Here is a 13,887-nt window from a genome sequence, read left to right as displayed (position 1 = left end):
CCTCGCGATGCCGGGTCCAGATCGCGTGTTCGATCGCGTCGAGCACCAGCTGCGAGGTCATGGTGGTCGCGGTGCGCCACCCGACGATTCGGCGGCGTACGCATCGATCACGAACGCCACATACACCCACCCGGACCATGTCGACACGTACGTGAAGTCCGCTACCCACAACACATTTGGCGCTTCCGGGCAGAACTGACGTTGCACCAGATCGTCCGGCCGCCTCGCTTGTGGATCAGCGATGGTGGTGCGTTTGGTCTTGCCGCGGCGGGCGCCCTCGAGTGCGAGGCCGCCCATCAGGCGTTCGACCGTGCAGCGAGCCACTTCGATGCCTTCCCGGTGGCATTGCAGCCACACCTTGCGGGCGCCGTAGACCGAGTAGTTCTCGCGGTGAACTCACGCGATCTCGGTCTTGAGTTCCTCGTCGCGGATCTGCCGCTTGCACGGCAGCCGCCGGCGGGCGCAGGCATCGTAGTAGGTGGACGGCGCGATCTTGCAGCCGTGTGCGGTCAGCACGCGGCAGATCGGCGGGGTGCCGTACTCCTGCTTGTGTGTGTGTCGATGTAGTCGACGATCACCGATTGCGGCGGTCGAGCTCCGCCGCGAAGAAAGTCGATGCAGACTTCAGGATATCGTTGGCGCGCTTAAGTTCTCGATTCTCAGCCCGGAGCTTGCGGAGTTCCTCGGCCATGTCGCTGGTCACTCCGGGGCGCTTCCCTGTGTCGACCTGATCGCGACGAACCCAGTTCAGCAAGGTCTGTGCCGAACCGATGCCCAACTTGGCGGCGACCGACTCGATCGCTGCCCACTCCGACGAGTACTCGCCGCGCACCTCGGCGACCATTCGCACCGCCCGCTCACGCAGCTCGGCTGGGTACTTCCTCGAACCTGACATGACTCCATCCTTCACAAGAGATGAAGTCTCCGGACTTACCGGGGCGATTCAGTTTGTGACGACTGTTGTGGTATTTGATTCTCTGCGCAGTCAGAGGTGCTGGAGTGGTCGACAGGGTTCACCGCGTTTCTGCGCGCGGTTCGTAGTAGGCCGCGAAGAAGAAGAAGAAGAAGGGCGTCTTGATTATGGGTATCTTCTTGAAGATCACTTATGATTCACAAGGAGGGAAAACGGCGGAAAAGGCCACTACAAACCAGGACATCCTGGACGACGTTCTCAATAGCCTGAATGACTACGCCTGGCAGGATCGAATTGCTTCCCAATTGCGGAACCTTGATGCCCAGTTCAGCCACATTGCGCTCGGCCTGATCCTGCGGTTCTATCACAAGACCAATGTCGAGAAGGGCAACCTGAGGTCGCTTGTTCGGTATATCAAGAAGGACGACAAGCTCCTAGTCGATCAGATGCTCGTCGTAGACGAGTATGAGGACCTATCGGAAGGGGAGACGAGGACACAGCTTTGCGCCGATATCGTGAGCCATCTCGAGCAAGTCCTCATGAGGTACAGGGACCGCTTCCAAGACTTTGATGCCGTTGCCTTCATTCCGTTGCTCAGAGCGAGATTTGAAGAGATCAAGCAGCAAGGAAATCGCTAGCCGCGTGTTCACCACCCCACGGGACGCCGGCGTGCGGGTACGGCTCGGCACGCAGCCGCGAACCAGCGCAGGTGCGGGTGTAGACGGCGCCGCGGCCGAACGCGGTCGTCGGCTCGCTGTCGTCCGGGAACCGCTCCGGATCCAGACCGGCACGGAATACACGCCCTCGATCCGGCGCTGTACCCGGGTAACGTGCGTTCGTAAGCAAACGAAAGGAGCCCGGCCGTGGCGAACAGGATCGAGCACAACGCGGGAGAGAACCGCTTCGAGATCTACGTCGACGACGCCCTCGCCGGCTATGCCGACTACATCGAGACGAACGGCGTCCGCGACTTCGGACATACCGTCACCAACCCGGACTTCCGCGGCCAGGGCCTGGCCGGCCAGGTGGTCAAGGCCGCCCTCGACACCTCCCGCGAACAGGGCTTCAAGATCGTGCCGTCGTGCTCGTACGTCGAGAAGTACGTCGCGTCGCACCCCGAGTACGCAGACCTGGTTGCATAGCCGCCATTTTCCGCTAAGTGGGACCGGTCACGCCGCCCCGAAACCCGAAGAGTAACTATGAAGGCATAGGTAGAGCGGGTTCTTCATCTAGCCAACGAGGTTGCGCAAATGTCAGGTGCTTCTGCCATCGGTGATGGCATCTTCCAGATTTCTGTTCCCATGTCCCACAATCCGCTGGGCAGCACCCTCGTCTACGCGATGGAGTCGCCGGGCGGGGTGATCCTCGTCGACGCCGGCTGGGACGGCGACGAGGGCTGGGAGGGATTGACGTCGGGCCTCGAGTCGATCGGGCATTCGGTGTCCGAGGTCGAGGGCGTCGTGCTCACGCACTTCCACCCCGACCACACGGGCCTGTGCGGCCGGGTGCGTGAGGCGTCAGGCGCGTGGATCGCGATGCACGAGGCCGACCACGACATGTTCGAGAAGATGTCGTCGGGCCGCAACGAGGAGTGGATGGACTTCCAGCTGTCCAACCTCGAGCGCGCCGGCGCGTCGTTGACCGACCGGGAGGCGTTCGAGAAGGCAGCGCAGGGCGATCCCCCGGTGGGTCCGGAATCGGCACCCGACCGCGTCCTGGTCGACGACGAGCTGATCGGACTGAGCGGACGGAACCTGCGGGCGGTGTTCACTCCGGGTCACACCCCCGGCCACGTGTGCTTCTATCTCGAGGATGCCGACGTCATGTTCACCGGCGACCACGTGCTGCAGAAGACCACCCCGCACATCGGCAACTTCGTGTACCCGCTCGAGGAGCGTGACGCGCTCGCCGAGTTCATGGAGTCGCTGCGCCGCGTGCAGAAGATGGACGTCACCCGCGGGCTCGGCGCGCACGGTCTTCCGATCGTCGATGTGGCGGGCCGTGCCGGTGAGTTGATCGATCACCACGAGGAACGCCTCGACCACCTGTACGAGGCGTTCGGCACCGACGAGATCACCGTGTGGCAGGTGGCCGAGCGGATGAAGTGGTACCGGCCGTGGGAGAAGTTCCACCCGATGGCCAAGGGGATGGCGCTGTCCGAGGCCGCCGCGCACCTGCGCCACCTGGTGGCGCGCGGGCAGGTCTCGCAGGTGCCGAACACCGAGCCGGCGCGGTTCGCCCGGAACTGAGCTACATGCGGCGCGGGCCGGGTGGAGATCCACCCGGCCCGCGCCGCATCACTCGTCGTCCTTGCGCGGGCGTCCCGGTCGCCGCATCTTCTCGGCGTTCGAGGGCGCCCGTCCCGCGTCGTCCAGCGCACGTCGCAGCAGGAACTCGATCTGCGCGTTGGTACTGCGCAGGTCGTCGGCGGCCCATCGCGCGAGCGCGTCGTGCACGGCCGGGTCGAGGCGCAACAGCACCTTCTTGCGTTCGACCATGACGGCGCAGCCTACTGGTAGAGGGTTCCGGTGTTGACGACCGGCTGGGCGCCCTGGTCGCCACAGAGCACCACCAGCAGATTCGAGACCATCGCCGCCTTGCGCTCCTCGTCGAGTTCGACGGTGTGCTCGCGCTCGAGCCGGTCCAGCGCGGAGGCGACCATGCCGACCGCACCCTGCACGATCTGCTCGCGCGCCGCAATGACGGCACCGGCCTGCTGGCGCCGCAGCATCGCCTGCGCGATCTCCGGGGCGTACGCGAGCTGATTGATGCGCGACTCGATCACCTGCACGCCCGCGGACCGAACACGCTCACCCACCTCGTCGGACAGCTTCGAGGTGATCTCGTCCGCGTTCTGCCGCAAAGAGATCGACTCCCCGCCGCCGTCGTAGGGGTAGCTGCCGGCGATGTGCCGCACTGCGGCCTCGGTCTGGACCGCCACGAACTCCTCGAAATCGTCGACGTCGAACATGGCGCGAGCGGTGTCGCGGACCTGCCAGACGATCACGGCGGAGATCTCGATCGGATTGCCGTCCGCGTCGTTGACCTTTGCCTTCCCGGTGTCGTGGTTGCGAATCCTGGTGGAGATGGCCCGGCGTGTGTTCAGCGGGTTGACCCAGCGCAGTCCGTCCTGCCGCAGCGTCCCCGAGTAGGAGCCCTGCAGCAGCTGAAGCACCCGCGCCTGCCCCGGCTCGACGAGCACGAGCCCCACCAGGGCGTCGAGCGCGCCGAAGAGGAACACTCCCCCGGCGACGACGAGCGGAATGTTGATCCCCGACCCGAGCAGGATCCCGGCGGCGATCAGACCAGCGCCGGCGACGATCGCCAGCAGCCCGCCGATCGCGAAGGGCCAGCCGTTCGCGGACCAGCCGGGACGCTCCTCCACCCCCGTGGCCTCGATCGGAACGGATTCGATTGCGGATGTCCCGGCAGTCATGGGTGCCCTCTCGTCAGCGTGGCGCAGTCCGTCGCGCACCATCAAAACAGATATTAAAGTGATATCAGTTTTTAAGCAAACGGTGAATCGGCGGCACCCTGCGTCCTCCTGAACGGGATACGCACCCCTGAAGCTGCAACACGTTCTACTGTGCTGGCATGAGCATTCTCATCGACGACCGCGCCCGCGTACGGACACTGACGCTCGATCGGCCCGACGCACTCAACGCGTTCAGCGAGGCGCTGTACGACGCCACCACCGAGGCGCTGCTGGCCGCCGCCGACGACCCGGAAGTCGCGGTGGTGCTGCTCACCGGCAACGGACGCGCGTTCAGCGCGGGTACCGATCTGCGCGAGATGCAGGCGCTCACAACCGATCCGAACTACCAGCGCGGCAAGCATGGCTTCAATGGCCTGATCGACGCACTCGTGAACTTTCCCAAGCCGCTGATCTGCGCGGTGAACGGACTCGGGCTGGGTGCCGGTGCCACCATCCTCGGGTTCGCGGATCTAACGTTCATGTCCAGCCAGGCGCGGCTCAAGTGCCCGTTCACCGATCTCGGCGTGGCACCGGAGGCCGCGTCGAGCTACCTGATGCCGAAGCTGATCGGCCGGCAGAACGCGGCATGGGTGCTGATGAGTTCGGAGTGGATCGACGCGGACCAAGCCCAGGAGATGGGCCTGGTGTGGCGGGTGTGCGCGCCGGACGAGCTCATGAACGTTGCCCGTGCCCACGCCGAAACCCTGGCAGCCAAGCCGATCTCGAGCCTGATCGCTGTCAAACGGACGATGACCGAGCCGCTGCGCGCCGAGATCGCCGCCGCGCGCGAACGGGAGAACGCGTGCTTCCGCGAGATGCTGGGCGGGCCCGCGAACAGGGAGGCGCTGGCCGCCTTCGCGGAGGGCCGACCGGCCGACTTCAGCACGTTGCCCGCCGGAGCATGAGTGTGTGTCGTGCTCATGATCTAGCGTGAGTCCCATGGAGTCGATCGGGTTGCGGGTGCTGCTGTGGCTGACTTTCACCATCGCGGGGGTCGCGGTCGTGTGGGCGTCGCGGGCCGCGGCCAGCGGCCGTCTGAAGCGAAACCCGTACGCCGGCATTCGGACACCGTCGACGATGGTGAGCGACGAGGCGTGGACCACCGCCCACCGAGCCGGGAGCCGCACGATGCAGATCGGTGGCTACTGCTCGATCCTCACCGGATTCGGCGCCCTCGCCCCGCTGTCGGAGACCTGGCTGACGGTGCTCGGCAGTGTGGGGGCCGGCTGCCTGCTGGGCTTCACCCTCATCGGCGCCTGGATCGGCATCCGCGCCGCACGGGAGGTCCCGCTGGACTCCGAACCCGAACCGGCCTAGCCGTCGGTAGTCTTCACTCCCGCGAGGACATTGAAGGCGCCGGTCAGGAGGTTGAGGGCGACGATGCCGACGACATCGGCGATCTCGCGGTCGCTGTAGCCGTGCCCCGCGAAGGCCCGCGACGTGTTCATCGGTGATCGAGGTCGGTTCCTGGTAGACGCGAAGGCCGAGGTCGATCATCGCCGCGATGGCGGGACCGGCCGAGGTGCCCGAGCGGGCATGGTCGATCTCGTCGGTCTCGACACCGTGGGCGTGCGCGGCGGCGATGCGGGCTTCGAGGCAGGCGGCGCAACCCTGCCGGGCCTGGACCGCGATCGAGATTCGCTCGCCGATCCTGCGGTTCAGTTTCGTTCGCCTCATAGCCCGGCTGAGCTGCAGATAGCCGCCCAGCACGGCGGGCGAGTGCGCCATCGTGGAGACCATCCCGCCGACCTGCCCATGACGGGAGACCAGTTCGGAGAGAAGATCCCGCGATGCACCGACAGCGGTATCCGGGGTGAGAGGTGTGAAACGAGGCATAGCAGTCCTCTGTGGTTTCGTGAGCGGTCGGCTCCCCGCCCGTCCCGGCTTACCGCCGGTGGGGGTGGCCGGGACGGGCGGCGAAGTCGACCTGTGTGTGTGCGGTTGCTCAGTTGGTGGTGAGCTTGTACCCGGCGTTCTCGACGGCCTGCCGGACATCGGCATCGCTGACCGGGCCCTCGCTGGTGAGGGTGATTCCGCCGCTGGCGAGGTCGATGTCGACGCCGATGATTCCGGGAATCCGCTCGACGTGGCCGGCTACCTTTCGTGCGCAGCTTCCGCAGGTCATTCCGGCGACGAGGTAGGTGCGATCGGTGGGCATGGGTTGAGCCTTCCTGTTCGATTCGAGGCTTTGCGGGTCAGGCGTTCACAGGCTCCGGGGCAACCTTGGTCGATCGCATCGCTACCGCGGTGATACCCGCGCCCACCAGCGCAATGACTGCCGCACCGATGAAGACTGCGGAGAACCCGTTCGTCAGCTCCGTCAGGTCACCGAGCTGGTCAGCACCGAACACGGTTGCGATTGCCGTCATCACGGCCAGCCCGACAGCAGAGCCGACCTGGTAACTGACATTGACGATGCCGGACGCCAATCCGCCCTCCTCGGGGCGTGCGGCCGAAATCGCCGTCCCCAGTGAGGGAATGAACGCCAGCGTCATGCCTGCCGCTGCCACCAGCGACGCCGGCAGCACATCGACCCAGAAGTTGCCGGTGGGCCGCACCAACGACATCCACCCCAGCCCGATTCCGAGAACCAGCAACCCTGCCACGATCATCGTCTTGGCTCCGAACCGCTGCATGGCCCTGGGAGCGACAACGATCATGCCGAGCATGACGAGCATTGTCATCGGCAGCAGAGCCGCACCGGCCGGGAAGGCGCTGTAACCGAGCACTTGCTGCAGGTACAGGTTCAGGAAGAACCACATCGGTATCCACGCCGCACCGAGGACCAGCTGAGCGATGTTGGCGGCGGCGAGGTTGGGTGCCTTGAAGATTCCGAGTCGTACCAATGGTTCGCGGCGCTTGGACTGGATCATCACGAAGGCGCCCAACAATGCGGCCGATACCGCGAGCGCAAGCCACGTCTGCCCCGATCCCCAGCCGACGTCGGGTGCCCTGACGATGCCGAAGACTCCGACAGCGAGGCCTGCCGTGACGGCGAGTGCGCCGAGAAGATCGATCGATCCGGTGCGCGCGGCGGCGTTCGGCATCAGGAAGGGCGTGGCGATCAGTGCGATGACGGCGATGGGGATGTTGAGATAGAAGACCCACGGCCAGCTGGCGTATTCGGTGATGACGCCGCCGAGGAACACTCCCGCGGTACCGCCGGCCGGGGCCGCAGCACCGTAGATGGACAGCGCCTTGGTCATCTCCTTCTGCGTGCTGCCGAACAGCATCATCAACAGGGTGAGGGCCGACGGCGCGATGAGTGCCGCACCGGCGCCCTGGACTGCGCGGCCCGTGAGCTCGACGGCGACGTTGCCGGCGGCACCGGCGACGACGGAACCGGCCAGCAGGATCAGCCAGCCGGCGGTGAACACTCGGCGGGCACCGAACAGATCCGAGAGGCGCCCACCGAGTAGGAGCAGCCCACCGAATGCGATGACGTAGGCGTTGAACACCCACGTCAGGCCCTCCTGGGAGAAGCCCAGATCACTCTGTATCTGGGGAAGAGCGACACCGATGATGGAGGTGTCCATGATGACCATGAACTGCGCGGCGGCTATCAACGCCAACGCCCACCACTTTCGGGTGGATTGTGCTTGCGTGGACATACTGCCCCTTCCTTACCTGTACGGGGTATGGGCGATGAAACGGAAGATCAAGGGCGATCTGGACGATCAAGCCACGGCGAACACTGGCCCGCACGGACGCGAAATGCCCGACAAACAGGCAATACTCGAACATCCTCGATCGGCGCCCACCGCAGGGGCACATCAGATCTCCCGTCGGTGATTGTCTCACCGATCGATACCCTAGGGGGGTATAGTACAAATTGCAATGCGGCCTGCGGCATCGCAGTACGCAACCCCGAGACGCACGACAACCGCAGCCCTTCCGATACGGAAGCTGCCACCGCCCCACCACTTGGAGGACTGATGTTCAGCGAGAGCGGCTACACACTGGAACTGGCAGCGTCGGAGACGACCGTCGGGAGCCGGGTACCCCTGCAGTTCCGGATCGTCGATTCGACCGGAATCCCACTGACCCGGTACACCGACGCCCACGAGAAGCAACTGCATCTGATCGTGGTCGGCCACGACCTGACCGGATTTCAGCACGTGCACCCCGAACTGGATTCGTCCGGAACCTGGCATGTGCCAGTCGATTTCGATCACGCCGGCGACTATCGAATCTTCGCCGACTTCACCCCGGACGGCGGCGACGGAATCACGCTGGGGGCGGACGTGCACGTCGCAGGCACCTACGAGCCGCGGCCATTGCCCATCGCGACCGCCACTGCGACGGTCGACAGTTACACCGTCTCCCTCGACGGCACGGCCCACGCAGGCCGGACATCGAAGCTCACGCTCTCGGTCAGCCGCGACGGGCAACCCGTAACGGACCTGCAGCCCTATCTGGGCGCGTACAGCCATCTGGTCGCGTTACACGCCTCCGACCTCACGTATCTCCACGTCCACCCGGACGGCCATCCCGGTGACGGCGTCACGCCGGCTGGGCCCGCAATCAACTTCTACGCCGGCATGCCGAGCGTCGGGGCCTACCGCTTGTTCTTGGACTTCCGACACGAGGGAGTGGTGCGTACCGCCGAGTTCACCGTGACTGCCGACAACGCGACTACACCGGTACCCGAGCAGGCATCCGGTCACCACAGCCACTGACCCGACGACGCCGAATCTGTTCCACAGCAACGATGTAGACGAACAACCCCACCGACGAAATGGGAGGCAAGATGTCATCGACAGCCCGACGAGCATGGGCGATAGCCATGCACCCTACTGTTCGCGCAGCAGCACATTGCGCGGCGATGTGCGCATTGATCGCCCTGCAGGACAACGGAAGCCGAAGGGCATCCGCGCACCGAACCGGAACCGGGAACTGCTGTGACGCCACCGGTTGACAGTGGCGCGCCACGCCCTAGTCGTCGGCCGCCTCGAACCGCGCCCGGCGCCGCCGCTTGATCCGGACGCCGACGACGGCGGCGGCGCCGCCGATCGCCGCCCCGACAATCACGCCCGCCCACGTCGACGACGCGCTGTCGCTGTTCGACACCAGCAGGCGGGCGACAATTCCGGCCGCGCCGATCACGTAGACCGCGACGGCGACTGCCATCCGCGGGCGAGCCATGGTTGCCGTCTCGTGCAGATCGACCTGCCGCCTGCGCGCGAATTCCATTGTGCAGGCCGAGATCGCGATGGAGACCACGAGCAGACCGAGCGCCACCCATGCGCCGACGGCACCGGCCACCCACGGCAGCACTGCCGCGGCGAGCAGCGCCGCCCACAGGAACAGCTGAAACCCGACGGCCGCGGCCTCGTTCCACACGTCACGCTGTCGCTCGTCACTGTAGAACTCGTCGTCCAGGTCTCCCACGACCCGCATGGCGTTCACGAAGACACTCATCGTCACCCCTCCTCGTCCAACGGGAACAGCGTCTCGACACTCGCGTCCAACGCCCGCGCCAGACGCAGCGCGAGATAGACGCTCGGCGCGTAGTCGCCGCCCTCCACCGACACGATGCTCTGACGGCTCACACCGCCCGCACGTGCCAGTTCGGCCTGCGTTATCCCGGCCTGTTTGCGACGCTCGCGCACCCGGTTGCCGCGTGGTGTACCGGTCACAGGAAGAGTAAAAGATGCTTGACACCCAGATGTCAAGCATCCTTGTCACCCCTCGGTCGGCGTGCCCTCGTCGCGCAGTACCTTCGCCGACTCGGCGAACCGCCGGACCTGGGCGTCCTGCCACACGTGGGCCGGGGTGCCGCCGCCGAGGACGCGACTGGCGAGTGTCGGGGACGTTCCGATCGGGACATCGCTGCCGGCGATGACGATGTTGCCGTCACGCTTGCCCTTGAGCATGGCGGGGTCCGCGATGATCGCGGTGTGCTCGAACACCGCGCCGATCGTCGCCGCCTCGGCGCGCGCGCCGCGCAGATCCGGGGTATCGCCGCAGTTCACCACGTAGATGCCGCCCGGGGACAGCACGCGGCGTGCCTGCCTGGTGAACTCGAGCGTGGTGAGCGGCCGAGGCGTGCTGCGCCCGGCGAACACGTCCCGGATGATCAGGTCCCGGCTGTCGTCGGTGAGCGTCTCGGTGACCGCGCGCGCCTCCCCCACCCGAACCCGCAGTAGCGGCGCCCGCGGCAGGTCGAACCACTCGCGGACCAGCACGGCGAGGCGGCCGTCCAACTCGACGACCACCTGACGCGCCTCCGGGTACACGGATGCGAAGCTGCGGGCCAGAGTGCAGGCGCCGCCGCCGAGGTGGAGCACCCGCAGCTTGGTCTGCGAATCCCATTGGGAACGAGACAGTTCGGATATCCACCGCATGTAGTCGAAAGCGAGGGTCTGCGGATCGGCGAGGTCGATGTGCGAACTCGGTTCACCGTTGATCTTCACGATCCAGCTCTGCGGATCGAACGGATCCTCCTCGAGTTCGCACATCCCGGTGTCGATCTCGTAGGCCCCTGCGACGGGTCCTCCCTCGTCACCGCGAGGAGTGCGCCCCTCGGTTCTGCGGCCGCCCCGCTGCCTACCCATCGACGCCATCCCTGCTGCTCACGTGTGCCGCCACGAACGCGAACACTCGACGACCAGGGTAGCCGGTGCCGGCCGGCCGATCACACCGCGGCGCCGGGCCGGGTCGCCTCGACCACCCCGCCGATCCACGGCAGGACCGCGCCGCGCACCGCCACCGGCTTCGGCAGCAGACCGTTGGCATACAGCAGGTCCGCGGCGCGCTGCTGCTCGTCGAGGAACTCCTCGGTGACCGGACCGATCCCGAGGGGCCGGCCGCGCAGTGCCTCCTCCCAACGGTTCAGATCTGCGGTGCCCCCGCGCCTTTCGGCGTCCTCGACGAAGAACCGTGCCGCTTCACGCGGATTCGCGACGATCCACGCGTCGGATTCCTGCAGCGCGGCGATGACCGCCTCGAGCTCGGCGCGGTGGTTCTCGGCGAAGTCGCGGCGCACGAACCACAGTGACGGATGACTGAACAGCCCGTCGGTGTCGACGAGGGTGTGCAGCCGGGCGGCAGCCTCCACGTCGGCCAGGCCCGGATAGGCGCCCACCCAGGCGTCGAGGTCACCGCGCAGCAGTGCCCCGCCGCCCTCGTTCACATCGACATCCACCGGCACGACATCCGACCACGTCAGGCCCTCGCGGTCGAGGGCGAGCAGCGCGAGCGTGGTCTGCCACGACCCGTGCGCGATCCCGATCCGCTTGCCGCGCAGGTCCGCGGCGGTGCGGATACCGGAGTCGGCGAGGGTCACCAGCCGGCCGTTCTCCACCCGCGGGCCGGAGATGCCGACGTAGACCAGGTCGCGGCCCTGACCGAGGGCGGTGATCGGCGGGGTGAACCCGGTCCCGATGACGTCGTAGCCGCCGTCCTCGAACAGCCAGTCCGAGTGCAGCGTCGGCAACCCGTGCCGGGGATCGACCCGTCGCGTCGAAGGCAGGTCGCGCAGGTCGACCCACTCGACGTCGGGGAGACGGAGTTCGAGCAGGCCGTTGTGGCGCAACGCGAACAAGGAGTTGTTGTTCGGGAATTACCCGACACGGATGGTCACGGAAGTCCTCCTGAAATCGGTTCGGGCTCAGACGAGTCCGCGGCGGCGGGCCTCGTCGAGCAGGCCGCTGCGGCCCCACTGGGCGACGAGGTTGGTCTTGTCGAAGTCGACGGTGCCGCCGACGAGTTCACCGAGCGCCTGGTACTGGGCGCCCTCCTCGAGCAGGACGACGAACTTGGCGAGCTCGAGCAGCCCGTCGCGGCCGATGACGTTGACACCGCCGTTCGCCTCGAAGGTCGCGACGAGGTCCGGGTCGTCGACCAGGCGATCGAGGATGAAGTTGCCCGGTGACTGGCTGCGGTCGATGTGCGGCGGGATGTCCCGGGACAGCGTCAGGCGCTGCGAGGCGGCGTACTTGATCCGCAACGTGCGGTGGGTCTGCGCCCAGCCACCGAGCCACGGCGTGTGCACGTGCACGATGGACGTGATCTCGGGGTGCCGGCGGAAGACCTCGGCGTAGCCGGTGACGAAGCCGGCAGATCCCGTGCCGGAGAGCACCTCGCGAGCAGTCGCAGCGGCAGCGACAGCCACGCCGGCCTGCTGCGCGTCCTCCGGTAGCGGGGCCCCTCGAGCGCCAGGGACTCCGTCACCCTGGTGTCGGCGGCAGGTTGCGCGGTGACCGTCATCGCCGTGCCGCCTGCTTGTCGGCCACCGCGCCCTGCAGGTCGAACGTGAGGTCGGAGGCCGCGATCTGCCGCTGGATGACGCCGTTGTCGTAGAACAGGTCGGCCACGGACTGCAGATCCGCCTCGTCGGCGGCGGTCGGGTAGCGGAAGTCGGTGACCTTGCCGCCGAGCGCGATCGCGTCGTCGAGCCGCTGCCCGGTCAGCGCCCGCGGACCGGCCTGTTCGAAGACGTTCTCGAACGCGGCCGGATTCTCCCGCTGCCGGCGAGTGAGGTCCTGGGTGACCTCGAGGAACTTCTGCACCGCCTCGGGATGTTCCTGCAGCACCGCGGTGCGGCCGGCGATGATCGTGTTATCGACCGAGTCGATGCTGCCCTCGGTGGCGATCTCCTTGGCGCCCTTCACTTTCGCCTCCTGGTAAGGAGCAAGGAAGGAGGCCCACGCATCCACCTGCCCGGTGGAGAACGCGGACGCCGCATCGGTCTGCTGCAGCGGTACCCGCTCCACCGAATCGATAGGGATGTGCGCCGCGGTCAGCGCCTTGAGCACGATGTACTCGCCCTTGGCCGCCGGATTGACGGCGACCCGCTTGCCCTCGAGGTCCTCGAGCTTCTCGATGCCCGACCCGGGTGTGGCGATGATGCCGCTCTGATCCTTGTTGTACGGGTCGGACGTCGCGAAGATCCGGACGCCGACGTCCTTCGACAGCGCGCCCACGACGGGGCTGTAGGCGCCGGTCTGGATATCCAGTTCCCCGGTGTTGAACAGTTTGAGGTTGGAACTGAATCCCGGTGTGGTCTTGACCCATTCGATCTTCGCTCCGAGCGGTGCGAGCGCTCGCTCGAAGTCACCGTCACGCTTCCCGACCGCAATCGCTCCGGAGTTGCCCGGGTCGTAGACCTTGAGGGTGAACTGATCGGTCGCGGCGTCGGACGCCGCGGCGTCCGAACCGCCACATGCAACCGCCAGCCCTGCCAGGGGAACGAGCGCGAGCGCGAGAGCAGCTCGGGGCAGACGGCGCATACGGAACATCGAGGACTCCTGGGTTGCAATGGGACGGAAAATCCGTGCGCCGCACTCGGATCGGGGGCGCAACGAGATGGGGTGACAGAGAACAACGTTAGGACCGGACGGTCGCAATGCCACGGGTTGCCGTTTGGCTGAATACAACGCTTGACACACCGGGTGATTCGTGCCGATCGAACGTCCGAAAGGTTCACAAGGCAGGTGGTCGGGTTTAGACTCGGCTGCGAGTGGTAACCCGATCCCCGACGACTGCAGCCCCACTG

16 protein-coding genes and 3 pseudogenes are annotated in these 13,887 nt (G+C 66.4%); 6 read left to right on the top strand and 13 right to left on the bottom strand.

All coding sequences use genetic code 11. The features are described from left to right. Window positions 1-895 (bottom strand): annotated as a pseudogene (locus tag DEU38_RS29560) (IS3 family transposase); the annotation flags it as partial. Between the two features lie 185 nt (window positions 896-1,080). Here DEU38_RS29560 and DEU38_RS26305 point away from each other — a divergent pair. The 3 genes from DEU38_RS26305 (at window position 1,081) to DEU38_RS26290 (ending at window position 3,162) form a co-directional block, all read left to right on the top strand. Next, entirely contained in the window at window positions 1,081-1,551 is a 471-nt protein-coding gene (locus tag DEU38_RS26305) for a hypothetical protein (protein WP_114724322.1), read from the top strand. Window positions 1,552-1,776: 225 nt separating this feature from the next. Further along, window positions 1,777-2,055 carry a GNAT family N-acetyltransferase gene (locus DEU38_RS26295; protein ID WP_114724309.1) on the top strand — a complete coding sequence of 93 codons (279 nt, stop codon included), beginning with the start codon at window positions 1,777-1,779 and terminating at the stop codon, window positions 2,053-2,055. A 108-nt stretch (window positions 2,056-2,163) separates the two neighbouring features. Then, the gene (locus DEU38_RS26290; RefSeq protein WP_114724308.1) at window positions 2,164-3,162 is read left to right on the top strand and encodes an MBL fold metallo-hydrolase; all 999 of its coding nucleotides are present in this window, start codon (window positions 2,164-2,166) and stop codon (window positions 3,160-3,162) included. Window positions 3,163-3,210: 48 nt separating this feature from the next. Here DEU38_RS26290 and DEU38_RS26285 read toward each other — a convergent pair whose 3' ends face one another. Then, the gene (locus tag DEU38_RS26285) at window positions 3,211-3,411 is read right to left on the bottom strand and encodes a hypothetical protein (RefSeq protein WP_114724307.1); all 201 of its coding nucleotides are present in this window, start codon (window positions 3,409-3,411) and stop codon (window positions 3,211-3,213) included. Between the two features lie 11 nt (window positions 3,412-3,422). Beyond that, complete coding sequence (locus tag DEU38_RS26280; RefSeq protein WP_114724321.1) at window positions 3,423-4,349, bottom strand: SPFH domain-containing protein; 927 nt, start codon at window positions 4,347-4,349, stop codon at window positions 3,423-3,425. A gap of 158 nt (window positions 4,350-4,507) precedes the next feature. Here DEU38_RS26280 and DEU38_RS26275 point away from each other — a divergent pair, with 158 nt between their 5' ends. Continuing rightward, window positions 4,508-5,293, top strand: coding sequence for an enoyl-CoA hydratase/isomerase family protein (locus DEU38_RS26275; protein ID WP_114724306.1), 786 nt, complete (start codon window positions 4,508-4,510; stop codon window positions 5,291-5,293). A 34-nt stretch (window positions 5,294-5,327) separates the two neighbouring features. Continuing rightward, window positions 5,328-5,705: an SdpI family protein gene (locus DEU38_RS26270; RefSeq protein ID WP_114724305.1), complete on the top strand. Its 378-nt coding sequence runs from the start codon at window positions 5,328-5,330 to the stop codon at window positions 5,703-5,705. Here DEU38_RS26270 and DEU38_RS29550 read toward each other — a convergent pair. The 4 genes and pseudogenes from DEU38_RS29550 to DEU38_RS26255 form a co-directional block, all read right to left on the bottom strand. After that, on the bottom strand, window positions 5,702-5,836 hold the full coding sequence (locus tag DEU38_RS29550; RefSeq protein WP_258558174.1) for a hypothetical protein: 135 nt from the start codon (window positions 5,834-5,836) through the stop codon (window positions 5,702-5,704). The genes DEU38_RS26270 and DEU38_RS29550 overlap by 4 nt on opposite strands. 139 nt (window positions 5,837-5,975) lie before the next feature. After that, a pseudogene (locus DEU38_RS29925) lies at window positions 5,976-6,065 on the bottom strand (alkylhydroperoxidase); the annotation flags it as partial. Between the two features lie 268 nt (window positions 6,066-6,333). Then, window positions 6,334-6,546, bottom strand: coding sequence for a heavy-metal-associated domain-containing protein (locus DEU38_RS26260; protein WP_114724304.1), 213 nt, complete (start codon window positions 6,544-6,546; stop codon window positions 6,334-6,336). A gap of 37 nt (window positions 6,547-6,583) precedes the next feature. Then, on the bottom strand, window positions 6,584-7,999 hold the full coding sequence (locus DEU38_RS26255) for an MFS transporter (protein WP_114724303.1): 1,416 nt from the start codon (window positions 7,997-7,999) through the stop codon (window positions 6,584-6,586). A 324-nt stretch (window positions 8,000-8,323) separates the two neighbouring features. Here DEU38_RS26255 and DEU38_RS26250 point away from each other — a divergent pair, with 324 nt between their 5' ends. Continuing rightward, on the top strand, window positions 8,324-9,067 hold the full coding sequence (locus DEU38_RS26250; protein ID WP_114724302.1) for a hypothetical protein: 744 nt from the start codon (window positions 8,324-8,326) through the stop codon (window positions 9,065-9,067). A 256-nt stretch (window positions 9,068-9,323) separates the two neighbouring features. On the opposite strand, the gene DEU38_RS26240 is transcribed toward DEU38_RS26250, so the two are convergent. The 6 genes and pseudogenes from DEU38_RS26240 to DEU38_RS26210 all read right to left on the bottom strand — a co-directional run bounded on the left by DEU38_RS26240 (window position 9,324) and on the right by DEU38_RS26210 (window position 13,630). Then, a complete protein-coding gene (locus DEU38_RS26240) occupies window positions 9,324-9,809 on the bottom strand; it encodes a hypothetical protein (RefSeq protein ID WP_114724300.1) in 486 nt (161 codons plus the stop codon). Between the two features lie 2 nt (window positions 9,810-9,811). After that, complete coding sequence (locus DEU38_RS26235) at window positions 9,812-10,027, bottom strand: helix-turn-helix transcriptional regulator (RefSeq protein WP_114724299.1); 216 nt, start codon at window positions 10,025-10,027, stop codon at window positions 9,812-9,814. Between the two features lie 45 nt (window positions 10,028-10,072). Beyond that, on the bottom strand, window positions 10,073-10,945 hold the full coding sequence (locus DEU38_RS26230; RefSeq protein WP_181818955.1) for a spermidine synthase: 873 nt from the start codon (window positions 10,943-10,945) through the stop codon (window positions 10,073-10,075). Window positions 10,946-11,025: 80 nt separating this feature from the next. Next, window positions 11,026-11,934 (bottom strand): ABC transporter substrate-binding protein, encoded by a 909-nt coding sequence (locus tag DEU38_RS26225; RefSeq protein WP_258558173.1) that lies wholly within the window; start codon window positions 11,932-11,934, stop codon window positions 11,026-11,028. A gap of 66 nt (window positions 11,935-12,000) precedes the next feature. Further along, window positions 12,001-12,474 (bottom strand): annotated as a pseudogene (locus tag DEU38_RS26220) (class II aldolase/adducin family protein); the annotation flags it as partial. Window positions 12,475-12,595: 121 nt separating this feature from the next. Beyond that, window positions 12,596-13,630, bottom strand: coding sequence for an NrtA/SsuA/CpmA family ABC transporter substrate-binding protein (locus DEU38_RS26210; protein WP_114724297.1), 1,035 nt, complete (start codon window positions 13,628-13,630; stop codon window positions 12,596-12,598). Window positions 13,631-13,887 lie beyond the last annotated feature (257 nt).

Source organism: Rhodococcus sp. AG1013 (assembly GCF_003350365.1).
In the GTDB taxonomy this organism is placed as follows: Bacteria; Actinomycetota; Actinomycetes; order Mycobacteriales; family Mycobacteriaceae; genus Prescottella.
The sequence above is the reverse complement of the archived record's forward strand: the minus strand, read 5'-3'. Positions and strand labels throughout refer to the sequence as shown.

What these genes read in the sequence shown, in the direction of transcription:
- DEU38_RS26275 (WP_114724306.1), top strand. Translation starts at nt 4,508, where the DNA reads ATGAGCATTCTCATCGACGACCGCGCCCGCGTACGGACACTGACGCTC.
- DEU38_RS26250 (WP_114724302.1), top strand. Translation starts at nt 8,324, where the DNA reads ATGTTCAGCGAGAGCGGCTACACACTGGAACTGGCAGCGTCGGAGACG.
- DEU38_RS26230 (WP_181818955.1), bottom strand. Translation starts at nt 10,945, where the DNA reads ATGGGTAGGCAGCGGGGCGGCCGCAGAACCGAGGGGCGCACTCCTCGC.
- DEU38_RS26240 (WP_114724300.1), bottom strand. Translation starts at nt 9,809, where the DNA reads ATGAGTGTCTTCGTGAACGCCATGCGGGTCGTGGGAGACCTGGACGAC.
- DEU38_RS26210 (WP_114724297.1), bottom strand. Translation starts at nt 13,630, where the DNA reads ATGTTCCGTATGCGCCGTCTGCCCCGAGCTGCTCTCGCGCTCGCGCTC.
- DEU38_RS26285 (WP_114724307.1), bottom strand. Translation starts at nt 3,411, where the DNA reads ATGGTCGAACGCAAGAAGGTGCTGTTGCGCCTCGACCCGGCCGTGCAC.
- DEU38_RS29550 (WP_258558174.1), bottom strand. Translation starts at nt 5,836, where the DNA reads ATGAACACGTCGCGGGCCTTCGCGGGGCACGGCTACAGCGACCGCGAG.
- DEU38_RS26270 (WP_114724305.1), top strand. Translation starts at nt 5,328, where the DNA reads ATGGAGTCGATCGGGTTGCGGGTGCTGCTGTGGCTGACTTTCACCATC.
- DEU38_RS26305 (WP_114724322.1), top strand. Translation starts at nt 1,081, where the DNA reads ATGGGTATCTTCTTGAAGATCACTTATGATTCACAAGGAGGGAAAACG.
- DEU38_RS26255 (WP_114724303.1), bottom strand. Translation starts at nt 7,999, where the DNA reads ATGTCCACGCAAGCACAATCCACCCGAAAGTGGTGGGCGTTGGCGTTG.
- DEU38_RS26280 (WP_114724321.1), bottom strand. Translation starts at nt 4,349, where the DNA reads ATGACTGCCGGGACATCCGCAATCGAATCCGTTCCGATCGAGGCCACG.
- DEU38_RS26260 (WP_114724304.1), bottom strand. Translation starts at nt 6,546, where the DNA reads ATGCCCACCGATCGCACCTACCTCGTCGCCGGAATGACCTGCGGAAGC.
- DEU38_RS26290 (WP_114724308.1), top strand. Translation starts at nt 2,164, where the DNA reads ATGTCAGGTGCTTCTGCCATCGGTGATGGCATCTTCCAGATTTCTGTT.